This is a genomic window from Rhodoferax ferrireducens, assembly GCF_049302455.1.
Classification (GTDB): Bacteria; Pseudomonadota; Gammaproteobacteria; order Burkholderiales; family Burkholderiaceae_C; genus Rhodoferax; species Rhodoferax ferrireducens_B.
On the sequence record NZ_JBAQMD010000067.1, the window covers coordinates 15019 to 34880 of the forward strand.

Consider the following 19862-nt stretch of genomic DNA (forward strand, 5'->3'; position numbering starts at 1 on the left):
GGTCCTACTCCTTTTCCGGTGCGATGAAAAACCGGAAATTGTTGCGCCCACCTTCCTTGGCCCGGTACATCGCCGTGTCGGCATACTTGATCAAGTCATCGGACTCTTCACTGTCGTCGGGATAGACGCTGACACCGATACTGCAGGTCACGGCGATTTCGTGTCCATCGAGCAGGAGTGGATGGGACACGGCATCGATGATTTTTTGCGAAACGTATGCGATGTCACGCGTGTTGGTGACTGATTCGAGAACGACGGTGAATTCGTCGCCACCCAGGCGCGCCACGGTGTCGCCCTCGCGCATGCAGTTGGTCAGGCGTTGCGCGACCATTTGCAGCAGTTGGTCGCCGATGTGATGTCCCAGGGTATCGTTGGTCTGCTTGAAGTTGTCGAGATCGAGAAACATCACCGCCACCTTGGCCCGGTCGCGGTGGGCGTGAACGATAGCCTGGCGCAGCCGGTCGGCGAACAGGGCGCGGTTGGGCAGGCCGGTAAGGCCATCGTGGTGGGCGAGAAAAAGCACTTGTTCTTCCGCCGCCTTGCGCGTGGTGATGTCGGAAAAAACGCCGACGTAATGGGTTACCTTGCCGTCATCGTTACTTACGGCGTTGATCGTGAGCCATTCCGGATAGGTTTCTCCGGTGCGACGCCGGTTCCAGATTTCTCCCTGCCAATGGCCGGTGGCGGCTATATCCTCGCGCATCTTGCGGTAAAAAATTTCCTGGTGCATGCCAGAAGAAAGGATGACCGGGGTCTTGCCGAGCACTTCGTGCGCCATGAAGCCGGTGATCTGGGTAAAAGCCGGGTTGACCGATTCGATCACGCTTTCGGCGTTGGTGATCATGATGCCTTCGAACGTGCTCTCGAACACTTTGGCGGCCAAGCGCTGATGCTGCTTGGAAATCAACAAACTGCGTTCGCGTTTCTTGAGTGTTTCGCGTAACTCACGAACATAGTCGTGCTCAATGCTCGCCAGCAGTTCAGCGAATGTCACCAGCCCCAACAGCTTGCCGTCGCTGCCCGTGACGCCGAGGTGGCGAATGTGCTTGTCTATGAACAGGTTGCGCGCTTGATAAAGGCTGGTAGCGCTGGGAACGCAAATAAGCGGTCGGCTGGCGAGCTCGCCGACGATGGCGATCGGCTTGTCGCCGCTGATCAGGCGCACCACGTCGCGCTCGGTGAGGATGCCGTAATCACCGTCCGGGTATTGCGTGATGAGGGCGTCGAAGCGGCCGCTGTGCATGCTTCTCACAGCCTCGCCCAAAGGTGCCGCGCTCGGGATGATCGGATACTGTCGATTGAGAACCGATAGCACTTCGCGCAAGGAAATGTAGTATTCGATTCCTTGATTGATCACGATATCGGTCTGGCTGACGATGCCCTTGTGCTTTCCGTCATCGTCCACTGCCAGGAAATGACGCACCTTTTCCTCCCGGAAACGCAGGGCAGCCTCGCCGAGGCCAGTTTTGACATTGATGGTTTTGACCGGAGATGTCATGTGCTGCGCGATGGGGCAATGGAATGCCTGCGGGGTGGCTATATCCAATGCCAGCGCGTCTTGCTCCGACCAGATACCGACGATGGCCCCGTCCACGGCCACCAGAATCGAACTGCAACGCGTTTCCACCATGCGCTGCGCTGCATCGGACAACAGGGTATCGGGAGTGCAGGTGAGAATATGCGGATGAATGATTCGTTCGATCGTGATTTCGGCGGGCATTGAATGCTTTCTGGCAGAACCGAGTGCTTTGAGGTTGTTTACAAAAAGTCGCTTTGGAGAGTGGTCAGAGTAACGCAATTGCGTGACGTCACTGAGTTTTGACTATTTTGCGCCTGCGTTGACGCCTTGGCCGTTCGGCGTCGATGGGACGGCTTGTGAGCGCCGACAAATTGTTGACCCACCTGATGGCGTTGGACCGAGCAGCTTCGATTCAGATGGAACCCGCTAGAGGCTGGCGGTTTGTCGGGCCCTTGGATTTCAGGTCCCGTGGTGCCTGTGTCGTATGGCTTCTGGCCCGAACCGTCGCAAAAGCGTGTCCAGCAGATCAATCACCGAACGTACCGATGAAGGACCTTGAACGAGTTCGTGAAGCCAACAAGCGGCACCAGGGCGAGCAGCTCATCATTGCGTAGCAGGAGTGCGCCAGAGGTGGTTTGGCCGTTTAACGCTGGGCGCTCGACGATGACGTACCCGCCATCGGCGTATTCAACGCGTGCGTACATCGTCGTGCCAACAAGCTGCGGAGACTTCACGCCGCTACCCGTGATGCCAAAGGTTGCCACGGCGTATTTTGAGGTCGCAGGATTAACGTCGGTTGTTATATTTTCGCCAGTCGTCAATGTGACGGAGGCCGCCAGGGCCGGCGCGTACTGCACGTTTTCATCGGGTACACCGTAGCTACCGGTCGCGACCACAGCACCGGTGCAGTCTGCGTTGTCGAAGTATTCTTCTTTGGTAGCGACCGAGAAAGTGGCGCTACCCGTTGCGATGAAGGTCTTGGTGAATCGCAAATGGTCAACGCAATTTTCCCGCCACGCGCCCTCATACTTTGCGAGCTCAGGGCTTGCGGGCGATACCGCAGGGGGCGATGTTCCAGGGGGCGATGTTCCAGGGGTGGATGTTCCAGGGGTGGATGTTCCAGGGGTGGATGACGCTGGGGTGGATGTTCCAGGAGTGGATGTTCCAGGGGTGGATGACGCTGGGCCGTCCGAGCCACCTCCGCCGCAAGCGACCAGTATCGATGAACTTAAAACAACGGCAAAGAGCTTCATTTGAATTTCTCCTGTTCGGTAATCATTTGATCAATTCGCGATCGAAGCTATTGATATTGCTCAAATGCGGGCTTGCCTTTTCAAGGCTTACATCGTCGAAAATTGATGCAACACCCGGTCACGTCCATTGGGCTGCTCATTTTTGAGCCGCGCCAACGCAGAGTCACCGCATGGGACAAGCCCTTCGATTTTTTTATGGCCAGGCATTTCGACGCTCTGAACCTGTCGCCAAACGTGTGATGCCTGATCATTTCAATCGTTGTGCTTGATTGATGGTTGTGATGTAACGGAGTTCAGAACAGGCGCCGCTTGCCGGGCACAAGGTAAACCATGTCAACCACTCAAAGCATCATTGATTTTCTGCTTGACCAACTCGCCGACTGTGGTGCCGTGACGGCGCGCAAGATGTTTGGCGAATACTGTCTTTATTACGACGGGCGTCCGGTCGGGCTGGTGTGCGACAACCAACTGTTTCTCAAAAACACGGTGCAGGGGCGCGGGTTGCTTGAGGAAGTGGTCGAGGCGGCACCCTATCCGCGTGCCAGGCCTCATTTGCTGCTGACAGCCGATCAATGGGACGACCGCCACAACTTGTGTCAACTGGTGCGGGTCACAGCCGATGCGCTGAGCCTGGTCGAAGCGCCTGGGCCGGTCAAAGTCCGCACGGCACGGGCCAAACCAGGTGGGACAGCCCAGGGCGCTGCGGCGTCCGTTGCAACGCTGCCGAACCTGGGGCCCAAATCGCGGCAAATGCTGGAAGCGGCCGGTATCCGCACCCTGGCGCAATTAAAAAAACTGGGCTCGGTGGGGGCTTATGCCAAAGTCAAGCGTTGCAGTGGGTCTGCGAGCCTGAATCTGCTGTGGGCGCTGGAGGGCGCCCTGACCGGTTTGCCCTGGCAAGTGGTGGCGCGGGAACATCGCACCAGTTTGCTGCTGGCGCTGGAACAGCATGAGCAGGGCGCGGACAGGCGTCCCGCGCCTTGAATTGCGGCGAGTCAAGCGCGTGGCGCCAACAGGCTGGCCACTACACTCAAGCGGCATTCAAACAATCACCTCATCCAACCATGGAATTACTTGTACTTTTGACATTGCTTGCCGCTGGCGCCTATGTGGTCAAGTCGCGCGAGCAGGGCAGACGCATCGCCTTGCTGGGAAGTTATCTGGGCAAATACCAGATAGAAAAGTTGATGGAAAACCTGACCGACGGCTACTTGCGCGCGCTGTCTGAGCTTGACCCCGAACGCCAGGCGCAGATCTGGCGCATGCTGGACGCGGCCGAGGTGACGCTGTGTGAACAGTTCAATCGTTTTGTGGCTGAGTTTTCGGGCGTCGATGAGGCGCAAACGCGGGTCAGCCGGTTGGCGTTGGCGATTCCCTGGGCCGACAGGTTGCTGCCAGACAGCACGTTTGATCTGCGCCAGGCCTTGCGCATTCATGCCAATGGCATTGAACAGGCGGCCCAAAACAGTCGTCATCTGGCGCAGAAGAACAAAGCCTTCACCCTGTCGGCCGAGCTGTTTTTGATGCAGCACACCTGCCACTGGTTCTGCCGCTCCAAAACGGTGGCCTCGGCCCGGATGCTGATGCGCCACAAAACACCGTATGCGCAGCTGCTTGAATCTGTGTCACCCGAGACGCGTCAGGCCTATGGCGCCTTGGTTGGACGCTGACAGACACACATGTCGAACGGCTGGCGGCCAATGGGCGCTGTGCACGCCGTAGCGCCAAGGGTCTTAAAACTCCGTGGCCTTGCCGCCATCGAGTGGTTGCCAGTCCGTATGACTTGACGCGGGTACTGTGTCATCGCCGCGACGTGCACAATGTTTGCCTTCATTCTTGCCGGCATACATGGCGGCATCGGCGCGCTTGAAAAGACTGATGGCATCGCTCCCATCCTGGGGCGCAAGCGCATAGCCTATGGTCAGGCCGATGCGGCAGATTTTGTCTGACAAGGCAAAAGGGTCGTTGAACGCCTCAAGAAGCTTGTCAGCACGGTCTCTGGCTTGCTGCACACTGTGCAAGCCGCTGGACATCACGACAAATTCGTCGCCACCCAAGCGCGCGATAAGGTCGCTGTGACGCACATTGGCCCGCAGGCGCGCCGCGACGGCGATCAGCAGTTCATCGCCAACGTCATGACCGTACTGGTCGTTGATTTGTTTGAACCCATCCAGGTCCATCATGTACACAGCGACGATATTTTCCGGTCCGGCGTGACTGATGGCGTCTGCCATCGAAGCATTCAGACTGCGACGATTGGGCAGTCCGGTCAGAGGGTCCGTATGTGCCAGTGAATGCAGGCTGTCCCGCTCACGCCTGGCATGTTCTACCGCCTTGTGCAAGGCTTTGGTTCGCAAGCCCAGCACCCGCATGAATACCAACATGTCGAAGGTGGCGCCAAACTGGAAGGAGTGCAGGGTCCAGAAGTTGACGCCGACGCGCCCCTTGATCACTTCGATCATGACCGCCGTCGTCACAAAATAGGCCGCCCACGCCAACAAAAAATAGATGCCTACACTGTCGCCACGACGTGCCCGTGAAATGGCACCCGGCAAACCCAGCAGGGCTGGCGCCAGACCCAGCGTGCTGATGACGGCCGTGACGATATAGATGTCGATCAAGTCAAAGGAGAAACACAGGGCAAAGAAAACGGTGAAGCCGGCACCCGCTTTCATGAGCCGACTGATCCATCGGTGGACGTCGGGGCCCTCCAGGGCTTGTTCGATAAACAGGAAGGAGCCGGTGGCGGCGATCAGCGATGCCAAACCGGCGGTATGGAGCTCCATCCACGTATTGCCGCGCCACACATATTGGGCTCCGATGCCAAATTGAAGCAGTGAAAACAGCAAGCTTCCAAATATGAGGATGGCGTACTTGACGTACAGAGGCTCACCCAGGGTAAGCCATTGCGCCAGGCTGTACGCCAGCAGGCACAGGGCCAGGCCCGTGAGCAGGCCTTGCAGCATTTGTTCCCCCAGCGCATTGGCATGAAATTCCGAGGGTTTGCTTAGCGTGATGGGCAATATCAGGGCGCCCTTGCTTTCGATGCGCAGGTACAAATCGTAGTTGGCGCCCGCTTTCAGCTTCAAGCCAAAAGAATGCGAGCGACTGCGAATGGGCCGCTGGTCCTGGGGTTGCAGGCTGCCCAGCCTGGTCTGTTCCATGAGGGTTTTGTCGTGGGTAAGGTAGACGTCGATACGGTTGAGCACGGGGTAATCGATATCCAATACCCAAAGGCCATTGCTTTGGCTTGACACTGAGATCGGGATCAGAAACCACACGGCATCCTTGCGCAATCCCAGCGTGCCATAGGCGGTTTCTGGTGTGGTGAACCGGTCCCTTGCCTCCATGACCTCCTTGATGCCCAGCTTCTTTTGCGGGTCGGAGAGCAGGGTCACCGCCGGCCAAGCCTGTACCAGTGGATTTGATTCATCCAGAAGAACCGGAGCGGGTGCCGACAGTGCCGCCATCGATGCGCTAAGCCCGAAAATGGCGCAGAGCACGAGCATGCAACGCATGAGTGTGCATCGAGTGGCAGACAAGCGCAGGCCGAAGGACGACGCCGGTCTTTTACGTCGTGGTTGGCACATTCCATTTGCCCGGTTTGGTCATTCGATCTTCCAGATTATTCAACCACTGCGGGGCTTTCGGATCATGATCCCAGGTCGCCATCGCACCGTTGATGTCGTTCAGCAAATGTTGCGGTAGCTTGAGCGGACGAGTCTGGTCCAATAATATCTGACTCATGAAGTGGTAGCCCAGCACGCGCGTGATCAGTCTCGAAATGGAAAATTCAGGCCATACCAGGCGCACCATGCCGTCGATGATTCTGGTCTTCAGCATCAATAGCACAAACAAGCCATGCGACAGCCAGGAGACGCGGCCGGCCAGACCGATGGTGTCAGCGGTAGGCGACCCGCACAAATAGCGCGTCATCAACACCGGAACAGGCTTGAGCAAGCGAAATGGGATGACTTGTTCCATCGCAGTCATCAAGGCCTTGCCCAGGGCGGGGCGAGCGTCCGGGCTGACCGGATTGGCGCGGCCACGTGCCTGCATTTGGGCAAACAGAACTTCTGCCTGCGTCATGCTGTCTGCCATCAACTCGCGCCGGATGCCCAGCACATGGCCCACCACATTCCAGGCATGCAGATAGGCCTCCTCGTCGCTTGGGGGTAAACCCAGTCCGAGCCGGCGCATGCTGCGCAAGAACACGTAGGAAAAGGTCAGCAAGGTGTAGGCCAGCTCTTCCTGATTGCAGGGCAGGCCGTCTTCACCCAGCTTCCAGCCATGGGCAAACAAGGACTGGTACATGCTGTCGGTTCCTGCGGCGGGCAAAGGGGTGAGCACACCGGCGCCTTTCACATGCTGCTGGTCGCCCAGGGCGTGCATCGCCTCTTGCGGGCTGCCGCGCAGGATCAGGTTGCGAATCGTGGCATGAATCAATCGTACTTTGAGAATTTGCGCAAGTCCGCTGCCGTCTGGCTGGCCCAGGCCGCCCTTCATCATGACCGGGAAGATCATGGCGGCGGTGGCGCGGATGCGGTAGTCGGTGTGTTGCTCCAATTGCCCGGCCACATGGAGCACGGCCGACAGATCGGGGACGACGTAACACTCTGGCAGGCTGGAGCAAAACAGCAGCGAGCAAGAGAGTGCGCCGTAGTCCATGAACAAGGCCTCGGCTCTTTCGATCTTGGCGCGATCTGCCCATGCGGGCAGCACTTGCCCGGCCTGTAAATACTGCTGCAAGGCCAGGCGGATGTCAGGGCCGAGCGTGGTATCAGCAGGCTGCCAGTTCAGCAGGCTCAGATTGGTTTTCCATTGCTCGAATTGGCGATTCACCTGCGCTATTTTTTGCCACTGTGCTGCCTGGCCAGCGGCGTCGGAGGTTAATGGCCAGGGGCCGAGAATATTGGCCATGGTCGTGTCTGCCAGTGGGTCGGCCAGATACCGCATGTGCGCCGCTCGGGCCTTGGAAACCTGACTTTCAGCGTGATCTGCGCGAGGCCATGTCTTCCAGTGTTGCCATCCTGCCAAGGCACACAGCAGGGGGATGCCCATCGCAAACACGGCAATCGTGCGGGTTTCCATGGGATGGCCGACACAGAGCTGAAACACCATGGCGCTCGCGTACACGGACAGCGGCAACAAGGCGTGCCACTTGTTGAAATCAGCGAGTGGGCGCAACACCTGTTTGCGCACCGCCATGCGAAAGCTGAACAGAATCGCGCAAGCGACAAACACCCAGCCAAAGAATCCCTGAATGGTTTCACCAAACCACCAGCCGTCGGTCTTGGTCATGATCCAGGCCTTGAGCGTGTAGACCATGTAGGGGTCCGCACCCAAATCAAAGGCAGTGACGATCATCGCAGCCAGCAAGGACATGAACACGGCGTCAGACAGGCGTGGCGAGCCGTCCACTGCGCTGCGCCAGACAATCAGATTGCTGATCACATAGCAGGTGTAGCACAGGGCAAACCACATCAGCGGGATCACGACGGGCACATCGCCCAGGCGCCATCCGAGTACGTCGGTGTACACATATCGGCCAAAAAACCAGCCATGCGAAACACCTGTTTGCTCGGCGAACCAGCCGAAGGTCACGGCGATGAGGACAAACTTCAGTGCCGCCCGAATGCCCAGCAAATGGCTGGCATTGGCCCAGCAAAAAGCAAACATCAACACTGAGCTGGCGACGATCGCGACGGTGGTGTCGTTGTTGCTGCGCACGGCCATCGCCACCAGAAATGCGGCGAACAAGGCGTAGCTCAACCTGGGAATATTGACAAGCAGTGATTTCATGGGAGTCCTGTCGAGGTCCCGTCAGGGCGCGAGAAAAACAGACAAAAAATAAGCCCCGCAGAACTTGCAGCGGGGCTTCGCTTAGGTGCGCAGTCTAAACCCAGAACGGCCGCCGACGTCGCGCACGCTGCAGCCCGCGTTGAAGGGGAGGGCTCGGACGCGGCTCTGCCGGTGGCCAATGATCGCGATGTAAAAATACAAGCTTTGGCATAGACTGCATTCCATTTCCATCTGAAAGGCCTTCATGCAATACCGCTCTCTTGGCAACAGCAATCTGCGAGTTTCCGCCCTGTGCCTGGGCACCATGATGTTCGGTGACCAGACCGGTCAAGCCGAGGCCGCCGCCATCGTGGCCGATGCCCACGCCCATGGCGTGAATTACATCGACACGGCCGACGTGTACAGCAAGGGTGGCTCGGAGACCATGGTGGGCGAGCTGCTCAAGGGCCAGCGCCATGACTGGGTACTGGCCACCAAACTCGGCAACAGCATGTCAGACCGGGTGAACGAGGGCCATTACTCGCGATCCTGGATGCTGCGCGAAGTGGCGGCTTCCCTGGCGCGCCTGCAAACGGATTACGTGGACATTCTGTATCTGCACCGCGACTACAACGGCATGAACCTGGAAGAGCCCTTGCGCGCGCTGGACGCGATGCTGCGCGCGGGTCAGATTCGCTATTGGGGGGTGTCCAACTTCCGGGGCTGGCGCATTGCCGAGTTGATGCGTCTGGCCGGGCAGCTTGGCATGCCAGGCCCGGTGGTGTGCCAGCCTTACTACAACCTGCTCAACCGTAACCCTGAGGTGGAGGTGCTGCCAGCCTGCGCGCATTACGGCATTGGTGTGACGCCCTACAGCCCGGTGGCGCGCGGTGTGCTCACCGGCAAATACCCGCCGGGGCAGACGCCAGACCCAAGCAGCCGCGCAGGCCGCGCCGACAAGCGCCTGGCAGAGACCGAGTTTCGGGAAGAGTCGCTGGTGATCGCGCAGCAACTTAAAGTGCATGCCGAGGCCAAAGGCATCAGCCTGGCGCAGTTTGCTTGCAGCTGGGTGCTGGCCAACCCGGTGGTCAGCTCGGTCATTGCCGGGCCGCGCACGCTCAAGCAGTGGCAAGACTACCTGCCCGCGCTCGACTACGTCTTTGCCGAGGAAGATGAGGCACTGGTGGATAGCCTGGTCAGACCGGGCCACCCGTCTACGCCTGGCTATACCGACCCGGCCTATCCGCTCAATGGCCGGGTGCGCCCGGCGCATGCCCCAATGGCCCAGTCTTGAGACAAATACAACGCGTTGGGCGCAACGGCGTTACGCCAGAGGACCAGGTTTACAGCTTGGCCAGCGCACGCTGGAGGCGCTCGTCGGCCTCCTGCGCCATGACGGTGAGCTTCGCGTCGCCCAGGATACGCATCAAACCCGAGGGTGCGGCGAGTTCCACCGAAATCACGCCCGGCGCGACTTCACGGATGACGGCGTTGCACGGCAGCAGACTCGCCACGTCGCTGTTGGCGGTGTAGGCCTCGTAGGCCAGGTTCGGATTGCAGGCGCCAAGAATGATGGTGGGGATGATGTCCTTGCCGGTTTTTTCCTTGATTTTGCTGTGCATGTCGATGCGCGTCAGGATGCCGAAGCCTTCTTCACCCAGCGCCTTGGTTACGCGCTCCACCGCGTGATCGACGGTGCCTTGTATCTCGCGCTTGAAATTGATGCTGTTCATGGAAATCCTCATCGGGTGTGTTGACAAGCGACAAAGCTTAGCACCGCCCAGCCGTCTGTTGTTTCAGTGCTTTCATAGCAGGGTCAGCGAATAGGGGTTTAGTCAAAATATTTGATGAAAATCGACGCTGGCCCCCGTCAACATTAGATGAGGCGCTATCGAAAATGTATATTGCCCGCGCCACGGCGCTGCTGCTGAGCATTGATCGGGGACAGTCGACATCGCGAGCCGGACCCCTGCAAGTCGCGCATAATCGCCGCCCATGGACACCAAATGGCTGGAAGATTTTGTCAGTTTGGCTGAAACCCGCAGTTTCAGCCGTTCCGCGCAATTGCGCCACGTCACGCAGCCGGCGTTTTCGCGGCGCATTCAGTCGCTTGAAACATGGGCCGGCACCGATCTGGTCGATCGAAGCAATTACCCGACCCGTCTCACCCCTGGCGGTGAAACGCTTTATACCCAGTCATTGGAGGTATTGCAGGCCCTGCAAAGCACGCGCGCCATGCTGCGCGGGCATGCCTCAGCCGGGCAGGATGTGATTGAATTTGCCGTGCCGCACACGCTGGCTTTCACGTTTTTTCCGGCCTGGGTGTCGGCCTTGCGGCAACAATTCGGCCCCATCAAGAGCCGCCTGATTGCGCTCAATGTGCACGACGCCGTCATGCGCCTGGTGGAGGGGAGTTGCGACCTGTTGATTGCCTATCATCATCCGTCCCAGCCCTTTCAGCTCGATGCTGATCGCTACGAGATGGTCAGTTTGGGCGAAGAGGTGGTGGCGCCTTATGCCAAACCGGATGCAGACGGTGCGCCGATGTTTCTGTTGCCAGGGCGAGCGGGTCAGCCCTTGCCGTACCTGGGCTACGCGCCTGGCGCTTATTTGGGGCAGATGGTGGACCTGATCCTCAAGCAGTCGGGCACCGCCATTCACTTTGACCGCGTTTATGAGACCGACATGGCGGAAGGCCTGAAGGCGATGGCGCTGGAGGGCCATGGCATTGCTTTTTTGCCTTTTAGTGCCGTCAAGAAAGATTTGTGCGCCAGAAAACTGGTGAGTGCGGTGCCGCTTGACCTGAAAGGTCTGCAGATCACCATGGAGGTACGGCTCTACCGGGAGCGGCCCACGGTCAAGGAAAACGGCAAGCTCGGGGGCCACAGGTCTGCCCCATCAGTTGAGCGCGCGGCCAAGAGTGCGGCGCAAGCCTTGTGGGACTATCTGCTGGCGCAGGGCCGAAAGGATCCGGCCGATGTTGTGCCGCAACAGGTCGATCCCATCGGCTGATTTGGGACAATACCGGCCATGACACAAACCCAGGCTCTCACCATCACCCTGACACGACCCGACGACTGGCATCTGCACGTGCGTGATGGCGACGCCTTGCGCACGGTGGTGCCGCACACTGCCGCCCAGTTTGGCCGCGCCATCATCATGCCCAACCTGCGGCCACCGGTGACCACCACGCAAGCCGCGCTGGCCTACCAAGCGCGCATCCAGGCCGCGGTGCCACCCGGCGTTGAGTTCCAGCCGCTGATGACGCTCTACCTGACCGACAACTTGCCCCCCGACGAAATCAAGCGTGCCTGTGATGCCGGCGTGGTAGCGGTCAAGCTCTATCCGGCGGGCGCCACCACCAACAGCGACGCCGGCGTGACCGACCTGCGTAAGACCTACAAGACGTTGGAGGCCATGCAGCGCGCGGGCCTGCTGTTGCTGCTGCATGGTGAAGTGACCGCGCCCGAGATTGACCTGTTTGACCGCGAGGCGGTCTTCATTGATACGCAGTTGATCCCTTTGCGCCGCGATTTTCCTGAATTGAAAATCGTGTTCGAGCACATCACCACCAAAGAGGCCGCGCAGTACGTTGCCGATGCGGACCGCTTCACCGCCGCCACGCTCACCGCACACCATCTGCTGTACAACCGCAACGCCATCTTTACCGGCGGCATTCGCCCGCATTACTACTGTTTGCCGGTGTTGAAGCGGGAAGTTCACCGCCAGGCCCTGCTCGCCGCGGCCACCAGCGGCTCGAACAAGTTCTTTTTGGGCACCGACAGCGCGCCGCATGCGGCCCACCTGAAAGAGAACGCTTCGGGCTGCGCTGGCTGCTACACGGCGCACGCCGCCATGGAGATGTATGCCGAGGCGTTTGATTCGGTGGGTGCGCTGGACAAGCTGGAGGCTTTTGCCAGCTTCCATGGCGCCGATTTTTATGGCTTGCCGCGCAACGCTGGCACCATCACGCTGAATCGCGAGGAGTGGACGCCGCCCGAGCGTTTTGCTTTTGGCGACGCCGAGCTCAAGCCTTTGGGCGCGGGCGAAACGCTGCCGTGGAGGCTTGTATGAGTGCACGCGAGGCGCGACGGCCAGAACCGCAAATTGCCTTGCTGATTGACGCGGACAACTCGCCTGCGGCCAAGATCGACGCGATCCTGACCGAGCTTTCCACCTTTGGCGTGACCAACGTGCGCCGAGCCTATGGCAACTGGAAAAAGAACGAACTCAAGGGCTGGGAGGAAAAACTGCACGAGCACGCTATCCGTCCTATGCAGCAGTTTGACTATTCAAAGGGCAAGAATGCCAGCGACATGGCGATGGTGATCGATGCGCTGGAACTGCTGTACACCGATCAGCCGGATGCGTTCGGCATCGTTTCGTCGGATGCAGATTTCACGCCCCTGGTGATGCACTTGCGCGCCAAGGGGGCGGCAGTTTACGGATTTGGCGCCCAGAAAACGCCCGAGCCCTTTGTCAATGCATGCTCCCGATTCCTGTACCTTGACCGTCTGGGTGCTGTCGATGGCATTGATATGCCTGTCGCGACCGCCCCCGCTGTTTCGACGGAGGTCGGCGCAGCCCCGGCCAAACTGTCGCAGCCCTTGCGCGTGCCCACTGAACAACTGCGAAAAGACACCAAGCTTCTCAGCTTGCTCCGGGGCGCCGTCATTGCGTGCGAGGACGAAGATGGCTGGGCAGGGGTCGGTCCGGTGGGTACGCACATCGGCAACAAAGCCTCGTTCGACTCGCGCAACTATGGCTATGCCACACTGAGCAAGCTGTTGGCCGCAACAGGTGTCTTCGACCTGCGTGACGAAGGAACGTCCAGAGTCAGTGTGCGCGACAAGCAGCATTTTCTGGCGTTGGCCGTGACATGAACGGCCTGCCCGCTGCGGTGTCAGCGGTAGGCGACATTGACTGGGCCGCGCCCTGGCTCGCGCCGTGGCGGGCAGCGGGCGAGGCGCTGGCACAGCGTGTACGAGAGGGGGAACCCCAGCCCGGGGCCTTGAATCTAGCCGCGCGATCGCTGGCGCGGTTCCCGGTGCGCTTCGTGCCACAAAGCGAGCTACCCACCGGCGTTGCCTACGAACAGCACATTTTCGGCACGGGGCGGGTGCCGACACGCGACGGCTTGCATGATTTCTTCAATGGCTTGTGCTGGCTGCAGTTTCCGTTGACGAAGAAGCGGCTCAACGAACTGCAGGCCGCGCAGATTGCGCACAGCGGTATCCAGCCGGTGCGTGGGCCAGCGCGTGACGGTTTGACGGTGTTTGACGAGAACGCCGCCATCCTGCAGGCGCCGGATGTTTTGTGGGATGCGCTGGTGTGCAAAGACTGGCAGCGCCTGTTTGTTGAACTGCGCCCGCTGTGGCGAGAGGCGCAACTGCTGCTGTTCGGGCACGCCTTGCTGGAAAAGCTGGTTGCACCAAGAAAAGCGATCACAGCCCACGTCTACCGGGTGCGCATAGCTAGTCATTTAATAGCGGACATCGACGCCTGGCTGGCGCAGGATCTCACTGCCGACGAATTGGCGGGCAAACCATTTGCCCACCTGCCGGTGCTTGGCGTGCCCGGCTGGTGGGCGGGCAATGACGACCCGGCGTTTTATGCGGACGCCGGTGTGTTCCGTGTGCCCCAAACCGGGCGCGCTGGGTCGACCGGAGTCGCTCTTGAATGCCCGTAAACTTCATGGGCCATTGCGGCGCGAAGTCTTGAAATCGGACTCCGCGCCCCTAACATCGGTGCCAATGGTTCGCTGGTTTTGAACCGTATTTGAAAGAAATCATGAAACGTATTCTCTTGTTTGTTTTGACCAATGTCGCCGTGGTCGCGGTGTTGGGCATCGTGGCCAGCCTGCTCGGCGTCAACCGTTACCTGACCCCGGCCGGGCTCGACTTGGGTTCCTTGCTCGGCTTCGCCATGGTCATTGGTTTTGGCGGCGCCATCATTTCGCTGTTGATCAGCAAGCCGATGGCCAAATGGACCACGGGCGTGCGCATCATCAGCCAGCCGCAAAACGTCGACGAGGCCTGGATTGTGGAGACCGTGCGCAAATTGGCCGACACCGCTGGCATTGGTATGCCGGAAGTGGGTATTTTTGACGGTGCGCCCAATGCCTTCGCCACCGGAGCGTTCAAGAACTCGGCGCTGGTGGCTGTGTCTACCGGCTTGCTGCAGGGTATGACGCGTGAAGAGATCGAGGCCGTGATCGGCCACGAAATTGCCCACGTTGCCAATGGCGACATGGTCACCATGGCCCTGATTCAAGGCGTGATGAACACCTTTGTGGTGTTCCTGAGCCGCGTTATCGCCTTTGCCATTGACGGTTTCCTGCGCAAAGGCGACGAGCGCTCCAGCGGCCCCGGCATTGGCTACATGATCACCACCGTCGTGCTTGACATCGTGCTCGGTTTTGCGGCCGCCATCGTAGTGGCCTGGTTCTCCCGTCACCGTGAATTCCGGGCCGACGCCGGCGCTGCCAAGCTCATGAATCGCAAGCAGCCGATGATCAACGCGCTGGCGCGGCTCGGTGGCATGACGCCGGGCGAGTTGCCCAAGAGCATGGCGGCCATGGGTATTGCGGGTGGTATTGGCAAGCTGTTTTCGACCCACCCGCCGATTGAAGAGCGCATCGCGGCTTTGCAAAACGCGCCGCTGTGAGATTTTTGGCTCATTAAACTCGGCGCATGGAACTCTCTACCTGGTTGACTTTTTTCGCCGCCTCGTGGGCCATCAGCATCTCGCCTGGGCCGGGCGCCATTGCCTCGATGAGCGCTGGCTTGAACCATGGTTTCAAGCGCGGCTACGTCACCATTTTTGGCCTGGTGCTGGGCATCTGGACCCAATTGCTGATTGTCGGTGTGGGTTTGGGCGCGCTGGTGGCGGCGTCCAGCACCGCGTTTACCGTCGTCAAGTGGCTGGGCGTGGCGTATCTGGTGTGGCTGGGCATTGCGCAGTGGCGCGCCCCGGCACGTCCCATGGTGGCGCCGTCTGATTCCGGCGTGTTTGTCAGCCGGCGCTCGATGATTCTGCGCGCCTGGATGATCAATGTGGTCAACCCCAAGGGCACGGTGTTTCTGTTGGCGGTGGTGCCGCAGTTCATGAATTTGTCGCAGCCGCTGCTGCCGCAGTACCTGACCATTGGTGCCACGCTGGCGTTCACCGACATGGTGGTGATGGCCGGTTACACCGCGTTGGCGGCCAAGGTGCTGGGGGCCTTGAAAGACCCGTCGCACATCCGCGCCATGAACCGCACCTTTGGCAGCTTGTTTGTGCTGGCCGGCTCGCTGCTGGCGCTGTTCAAACGGGCAGTCTGATAGAAACAATCCCCCCCGTCATCCGAGCCACCTCCCGCCGCATCGGAGTTCTCAAGCCATTTCAGGCTGTAGCCCTCATCCAATAAGCGCTATGCGCTATTAAATTAATAGCATTTAACAATGTTCATCGCGACGGCTTCGGCCATCTTGATGCCATCCACCCCGGCTGACAATATGCCACCGGCGTAGCCCGCGCCTTCGCCCCCCGGGTACAAACCTTGCGTGTTAATACTCTGAAAATCGTCCCCTCGCGGCATGCGCAAGGGCGACGAGGTGCGGGTTTCCACGCCCGTCAACACCGCATCCGGCATGTCAAAGCCCTTGATCTTCTTGCCAAATGCCGGCAGGGCCTCGCGCAGGGCGGCAATCGCATAGTCGGGCAGGGCCTGGTGCAAGTCGCCCAGTTTCACGCCCGGTTGGTAAGACGGCAACACCGAGCCCAAGGTGGTAGAGGCCCGGCCCTGAATGAATTCACCGACCAGTTGTCCCGGCGCTTCGTAATTGCTGCCGCCCAGCACATAAGCGCCTGATTCCAGTTGGCGTTGCAGATTGATGCCCGCCAGTGGGTGTGTGGCCTTGGGGTATTGCAGTTTCAGACGCTGCGACCCTTCAAAATAACGCGCTCCGGCTGCCGTGCCAAACGCTTGCACAAACGCGGCTTCATCCTGGCAAAAGTCCGTGGGCTCAATGCCCACCACCAGGCCCGCATTGGCGTTGCGTTCGTTGCGCGAGTACTGGCTCATGCCGTTGGTGACCACCCGGCCCGGCTCCGAAGTGGCTGCCACCACGGTGCCGCCAGGGCACATGCAAAAGCTGTACACCGCGCGGCCGTTTTGCGCGTGGTGCACCAGTTTGTAGTCGGCCGCGCCCAGGCTGGGGTGGCCGGCGTGGCGGCCCCAGCGGGCCCGGTCGATCACGCTCTGCGGATGCTCAATGCGAAAGCCGACCGAGAACGGTTTGGCATCCATGGCGACGCCGCGCTCATGCAGCATGGCAAAGGTGTCGCGCGAGCTGTGGCCCAGCGCCATGACCACCTGGTCAGCGCGCAGGTCGTAACTTTGTCCGGTCGATTGATCCAGCACGGTCAGGCCGCGCACATGCCGACCCTGTGGGCCGTCTTCTACCAGCACGTCGGTCACGCGCTGTTCAAAGCGAATCTCGCCGCCGAGCGAGATGATCTGGGCGCGCAGGTTTTCCACCACCTTGACCAGCTTGAAGGTGCCAATGTGCGGATGCGACTCCACCAGAATCTCGGGCGGCGCACCGGCCTTGACAAATTCGGTCATCACCTTGCGCCCCAAATGACGCGGGTCCTTGATCTGGCTATAGAGCTTGCCATCCGAGAACGTGCCCGCGCCACCCTCGCCAAACTGCACATTGGATTCGGGGTTGAGCACATGCTTGCGCCACAGACCCCAGGTGTCCTGGGTGCGCTCACGCACTTTTTTGCCGCGCTCCAGCACGATCGGCTTGAAGCCCATCTGCGCCAGCGTGAGCGCGGCAAAAATGCCGCACGGGCCAAAGCCCACCACCACCGGGCGCAGGGCCAAATTCGCGGGGGCTTGCGCCACCAGCCGATAGCTCATGTCGGGCGTGGATTGGATGTGCGGGTTGGCCGCATGCTGCTGCAGCACCGGGCCCTCTTGCGCCGGTTCAAGCAGCGCCACATCCACGATATAAACCACCCGCACCTGCGCTTGGCGGGCGTCAAAACTGCGTTTGAAAATGTGCCACTGGGCTAGCTCATTGGTCGCAATGCCCAGGATTTTCAGGATGAGTGCCTGCAGGTCGTCAGGCGTGTGGTCAAGCGCGAGCTTGAGCTCAGAGAGTCGGATCATGGTGAGGGCCAATTGGCTTGTGTCTATCAAGCAGAAGCCGCCCATTTTACCGGCTGCACTTGGGCAGCCCGTGATCGCGAAGAGGATCAGGCCGGCAAAAAGCCCTCGATCGACAGGTAGCGCTCGCCGGTGTCGTAGTTGAAGCCCAAAACGGTGGCACCCGCCGGCAGGTCGGGTAATTTTTGGGCAATGGCGGCCAGTGTGGCGCCGCTTGAGATGCCGACCAGAATGCCCTCTTCACGGGCACAGCGCCGGGCCATTTCACGGGCGGGTTCGGCATCCACTTGAATCACCCCATCGAGCAACTCGGTACGCAGGTTTTTGGGGATAAAGCCCGCGCCAATGCCCTGAATCGGGTGCGGTGCGGGCGCGCCGCCTGAGATCACCGGCGACGCCAGTGGCTCCACCGCGTACACCTTCAAGTCAGGCCACAGGGCTTTCAAGACCTGGGCGCAACCGGTCAGGTGGCCGCCCGTGCCCACGCCGGTGATCAGCGCGTCAAGGCCATTGGGAAAGTCGGCCAGAATTTCCTGCGCCGTCGTGTTCGCGTGGGCGTCGATATTGGCCGGGTTCTCAAATTGTTGCGGCATCCAGGAATTGGGCGTGGCCGCGACCAACTCTTGCGCGCGGGCAATCGAGCCTTTCATGCCTTTTTCACGCGGCGTCAGGTCAAACGATGCCCCATAGGCCAGCATCAGGCGGCGGCGCTCGATCGACATGCTGTCGGGCATCACCAGAATCAATTTGTAGCCCTTGACGGCGGCCACCATGGCCAGACCGATGCCGGTGTTGCCGGAGGTCGGCTCGATGATGGTGCCCCCAGCCTTGAGTTCACCGCTTCGCTCCGCCGCCTCCACCATCGCCAGCGCAATGCGGTCCTTGATCGAGCCGCCTGGGTTGCTGCGCTCGGACTTGATCCATACGTTGTGGCTTTTGCCAAACAGGCGATTGATGCGCACGTGCGGCGTGTTGCCAATGGTTTGCAGGATGTTGTCGGCTTTCATGGGCGGCTCCTTGGGTGGGTGAGATGACGATAGGCAAGGTGTCATTCTCAACTACTTCAACGATCGGTTCCACTATAAGCTTATCAATTGCAGTGATAATCAAAGCGTGAAGCCCGCCAGACTGCCGCTGGTGCAAGCCGCAAGGACGACGCGCAAGCGTCGGGTGGAAACACCGCACTGGAGGAACGTCCGGACTGCATAGGGCAGCGTAGCAGCTAACGGCTGTCCACTGAAATGCGCGCACGCAAGTGCGCGTTATAAGGTGAGGATCAGAGCAACAGAGACGAGCCGATTAAGTTCGGGTGAAACGGGCAATCTCTACGCGCAGCAATACCAAGTAGGCCAGCGTTGATGGGGCCCCCAGAGCTGGCGGGTAGGTAGCACCGAGCGGTTGGGTGACCAACCGCCCAGATTAATGGCAGTCACAGGGTGGGCAACCATCCTGCACAGAATCCGGCTTATCGGTGGGCTTCACACTTTTTTCCAGCGCTGTGCTGGAGTGACCCGGGGCATTAACCCCGGGCCAGCACAGCTTGGCCCAGTGCAAAGACGGAGTTGGGCACACTGCGCTGCACAGACTCCTGTTTGGGCTTCTTGAACACGCCCCGGTTGGGCGCCGGTTCTTCTTCAATCCGAACCCCTTTGGCCAGTTGCCCGAGCGCCAGACTGCGCAAGGTGACCGACTTCATGTAGTCCATCATTTTGGTGTTCAAGCTGTCCCACAGATCCTGTGCCATGTCCTTGCCCGCGCTGCTTGAGGCAGTCTTCGCGTGGCGAGGGGTGTCTTTCGTGCTGCGATCGGTATCGTCTTCAACGGCACCAATGATGTCAGCGACTGTGATGCGGTCAGCCTGCTGCCCCAGCGCGTAACCACCGCCGGGTCCACGCGTGCTGGCCACCAAGCCGTGCTGGCGCAGCTTGCTGAACATTTGCTCCAGGTACGAGAGCGAAATCTGCTGCCGCACCGCAATGTCGGATAGGGGGACCGGTCCCAATTTTTCGCGTAGCGCCACGTCAATCATCGCTGTGACGGCAAATCGGCCTTTGGTACTGAGTCGCATGATTATTCTCCTATTTTGATCACATGGTATGACACAAGCAACACTATAAAGTTCCAATCACTTCGTGTAAATTCGTATTTGTGA

Annotated in this window: 18 protein-coding genes and 1 other RNA gene; 10 read left to right on the forward strand and 9 right to left on the reverse strand. The window is 59.8% G+C overall.

The features are described 5' to 3' along the window. Positions 1-4: 4 nt before the first annotated feature. The 3 genes from WA157_RS12070 to WA157_RS12080 all read right to left on the reverse strand — a co-directional run bounded on the left by WA157_RS12070 (position 5) and on the right by WA157_RS12080 (position 2728). Positions 5-1720, reverse strand: coding sequence for a diguanylate cyclase domain-containing protein (locus tag WA157_RS12070; RefSeq protein ID WP_422621188.1), 1716 nt, complete (start codon positions 1718-1720; stop codon positions 5-7). Positions 1721-2049: 329 nt separating this feature from the next. Continuing rightward, complete coding sequence (locus WA157_RS12075) at positions 2050-2511, reverse strand: hypothetical protein (protein ID WP_422621189.1); 462 nt, start codon at positions 2509-2511, stop codon at positions 2050-2052. Positions 2512-2557: 46 nt separating this feature from the next. Further along, a complete protein-coding gene (locus WA157_RS12080) occupies positions 2558-2728 on the reverse strand; it encodes a hypothetical protein (RefSeq protein WP_422621190.1) in 171 nt (56 codons plus the stop codon). Between the two features lie 374 nt (positions 2729-3102). On the opposite strand from WA157_RS12080, the gene WA157_RS12085 reads away from it, so the two are divergent. Both WA157_RS12085 and WA157_RS12090 read left to right on the forward strand, forming a co-directional pair. Beyond that, a complete protein-coding gene (locus tag WA157_RS12085; protein WP_422621191.1) occupies positions 3103-3756 on the forward strand; it encodes a TfoX/Sxy family DNA transformation protein in 654 nt (217 codons plus the stop codon). An 80-nt stretch (positions 3757-3836) separates the two neighbouring features. Continuing rightward, positions 3837-4442: a hypothetical protein gene (locus WA157_RS12090; RefSeq protein WP_422621192.1), complete on the forward strand. Its 606-nt coding sequence runs from the start codon at positions 3837-3839 to the stop codon at positions 4440-4442. 63 nt (positions 4443-4505) lie between these two features. Here WA157_RS12090 and WA157_RS12095 read toward each other — a convergent pair whose 3' ends face one another. Together WA157_RS12095 and WA157_RS12100 are read right to left on the reverse strand one after the other, a co-directional pair. Beyond that, complete coding sequence (locus WA157_RS12095; RefSeq protein ID WP_422621193.1) at positions 4506-6290, reverse strand: diguanylate cyclase domain-containing protein; 1785 nt, start codon at positions 6288-6290, stop codon at positions 4506-4508. A 52-nt stretch (positions 6291-6342) separates the two neighbouring features. Continuing rightward, positions 6343-8574 (reverse strand): carotenoid biosynthesis protein, encoded by a 2232-nt coding sequence (locus WA157_RS12100; RefSeq protein ID WP_422621194.1) that lies wholly within the window; start codon positions 8572-8574, stop codon positions 6343-6345. Between the two features lie 244 nt (positions 8575-8818). Here WA157_RS12100 and WA157_RS12105 point away from each other — a divergent pair, with 244 nt between their 5' ends. Beyond that, complete coding sequence (locus WA157_RS12105) at positions 8819-9847, forward strand: aldo/keto reductase (RefSeq protein WP_422621195.1); 1029 nt, start codon at positions 8819-8821, stop codon at positions 9845-9847. A gap of 49 nt (positions 9848-9896) precedes the next feature. Here the strand turns inward: WA157_RS12105 and WA157_RS12110 are convergent, their stop codons facing one another. Then, entirely contained in the window at positions 9897-10286 is a 390-nt protein-coding gene (locus WA157_RS12110; RefSeq protein ID WP_422621196.1) for a DUF302 domain-containing protein, read from the reverse strand. A 262-nt stretch (positions 10287-10548) separates the two neighbouring features. On the opposite strand from WA157_RS12110, the gene WA157_RS12115 reads away from it, so the two are divergent. From WA157_RS12115 to WA157_RS12140, 6 genes are all read left to right on the forward strand, one after another. Next, positions 10549-11565 (forward strand): LysR substrate-binding domain-containing protein, encoded by a 1017-nt coding sequence (locus WA157_RS12115; RefSeq protein WP_422621197.1) that lies wholly within the window; start codon positions 10549-10551, stop codon positions 11563-11565. Positions 11566-11583: 18 nt separating this feature from the next. Then, entirely contained in the window at positions 11584-12627 is a 1044-nt protein-coding gene (gene pyrC / locus WA157_RS12120; RefSeq protein WP_422621198.1) for a dihydroorotase, read from the forward strand. After that, positions 12624-13436: an NYN domain-containing protein gene (locus WA157_RS12125; protein ID WP_296484341.1), complete on the forward strand. Its 813-nt coding sequence runs from the start codon at positions 12624-12626 to the stop codon at positions 13434-13436. Before pyrC ends, WA157_RS12125 begins: the two co-directional genes overlap by 4 nt. Next, positions 13433-14242: a DUF3025 domain-containing protein gene (locus tag WA157_RS12130; RefSeq protein ID WP_422621199.1), complete on the forward strand. Its 810-nt coding sequence runs from the start codon at positions 13433-13435 to the stop codon at positions 14240-14242. The genes WA157_RS12125 and WA157_RS12130 overlap by 4 nt, the downstream gene beginning before the upstream one ends. 101 nt (positions 14243-14343) lie before the next feature. After that, positions 14344-15219, forward strand: a complete 876-nt coding sequence (gene htpX, locus WA157_RS12135; protein WP_422621200.1) for a protease HtpX — start codon at positions 14344-14346, stop codon at positions 15217-15219. 26 nt (positions 15220-15245) lie between these two features. Beyond that, positions 15246-15875, forward strand: coding sequence for a LysE family transporter (locus WA157_RS12140; RefSeq protein WP_422621201.1), 630 nt, complete (start codon positions 15246-15248; stop codon positions 15873-15875). Positions 15876-15979: 104 nt separating this feature from the next. Here WA157_RS12140 and WA157_RS12145 read toward each other — a convergent pair whose 3' ends face one another. Together WA157_RS12145 and cysK are read right to left on the reverse strand one after the other, a co-directional pair. Beyond that, a complete protein-coding gene (locus WA157_RS12145; RefSeq protein WP_422621202.1) occupies positions 15980-17713 on the reverse strand; it encodes an NAD(P)/FAD-dependent oxidoreductase in 1734 nt (577 codons plus the stop codon). A gap of 86 nt (positions 17714-17799) precedes the next feature. Next, complete coding sequence (cysK, locus tag WA157_RS12150; protein ID WP_422621203.1) at positions 17800-18717, reverse strand: cysteine synthase A; 918 nt, start codon at positions 18715-18717, stop codon at positions 17800-17802. A 108-nt stretch (positions 18718-18825) separates the two neighbouring features. Here cysK and rnpB point away from each other — a divergent pair. Next, an RNA gene (gene rnpB, locus WA157_RS12155) (RNase P RNA component class A) lies at positions 18826-19194 on the forward strand. 35 nt (positions 19195-19229) lie between these two features. On the opposite strand, the gene WA157_RS12160 is transcribed toward rnpB, so the two are convergent. After that, complete coding sequence (locus tag WA157_RS12160) at positions 19230-19778, reverse strand: Rrf2 family transcriptional regulator (protein WP_422621204.1); 549 nt, start codon at positions 19776-19778, stop codon at positions 19230-19232. Positions 19779-19862: the final 84 nt, after the last annotated feature.

What these genes read in the sequence shown, in the direction of transcription:
- WA157_RS12160 (WP_422621204.1), bottom strand. Translation starts at nt 19,778, where the DNA reads ATGCGACTCAGTACCAAAGGCCGATTTGCCGTCACAGCGATGATTGAC.
- WA157_RS12125 (WP_296484341.1), top strand. Translation starts at nt 12,624, where the DNA reads ATGAGTGCACGCGAGGCGCGACGGCCAGAACCGCAAATTGCCTTGCTG.
- WA157_RS12100 (WP_422621194.1), bottom strand. Translation starts at nt 8,574, where the DNA reads ATGAAATCACTGCTTGTCAATATTCCCAGGTTGAGCTACGCCTTGTTC.
- htpX (WP_422621200.1), top strand. Translation starts at nt 14,344, where the DNA reads ATGAAACGTATTCTCTTGTTTGTTTTGACCAATGTCGCCGTGGTCGCG.
- WA157_RS12145 (WP_422621202.1), bottom strand. Translation starts at nt 17,713, where the DNA reads ATGATCCGACTCTCTGAGCTCAAGCTCGCGCTTGACCACACGCCTGAC.
- cysK (WP_422621203.1), bottom strand. Translation starts at nt 18,717, where the DNA reads ATGAAAGCCGACAACATCCTGCAAACCATTGGCAACACGCCGCACGTG.
- pyrC (WP_422621198.1), top strand. Translation starts at nt 11,584, where the DNA reads ATGACACAAACCCAGGCTCTCACCATCACCCTGACACGACCCGACGAC.
- WA157_RS12085 (WP_422621191.1), top strand. Translation starts at nt 3,103, where the DNA reads ATGTCAACCACTCAAAGCATCATTGATTTTCTGCTTGACCAACTCGCC.
- WA157_RS12090 (WP_422621192.1), top strand. Translation starts at nt 3,837, where the DNA reads ATGGAATTACTTGTACTTTTGACATTGCTTGCCGCTGGCGCCTATGTG.
- WA157_RS12070 (WP_422621188.1), bottom strand. Translation starts at nt 1,720, where the DNA reads ATGCCCGCCGAAATCACGATCGAACGAATCATTCATCCGCATATTCTC.
- WA157_RS12105 (WP_422621195.1), top strand. Translation starts at nt 8,819, where the DNA reads ATGCAATACCGCTCTCTTGGCAACAGCAATCTGCGAGTTTCCGCCCTG.
- WA157_RS12095 (WP_422621193.1), bottom strand. Translation starts at nt 6,290, where the DNA reads ATGCGTTGCATGCTCGTGCTCTGCGCCATTTTCGGGCTTAGCGCATCG.
- WA157_RS12140 (WP_422621201.1), top strand. Translation starts at nt 15,246, where the DNA reads ATGGAACTCTCTACCTGGTTGACTTTTTTCGCCGCCTCGTGGGCCATC.
- WA157_RS12115 (WP_422621197.1), top strand. Translation starts at nt 10,549, where the DNA reads ATGGACACCAAATGGCTGGAAGATTTTGTCAGTTTGGCTGAAACCCGC.
- WA157_RS12110 (WP_422621196.1), bottom strand. Translation starts at nt 10,286, where the DNA reads ATGAACAGCATCAATTTCAAGCGCGAGATACAAGGCACCGTCGATCAC.
- WA157_RS12130 (WP_422621199.1), top strand. Translation starts at nt 13,433, where the DNA reads ATGAACGGCCTGCCCGCTGCGGTGTCAGCGGTAGGCGACATTGACTGG.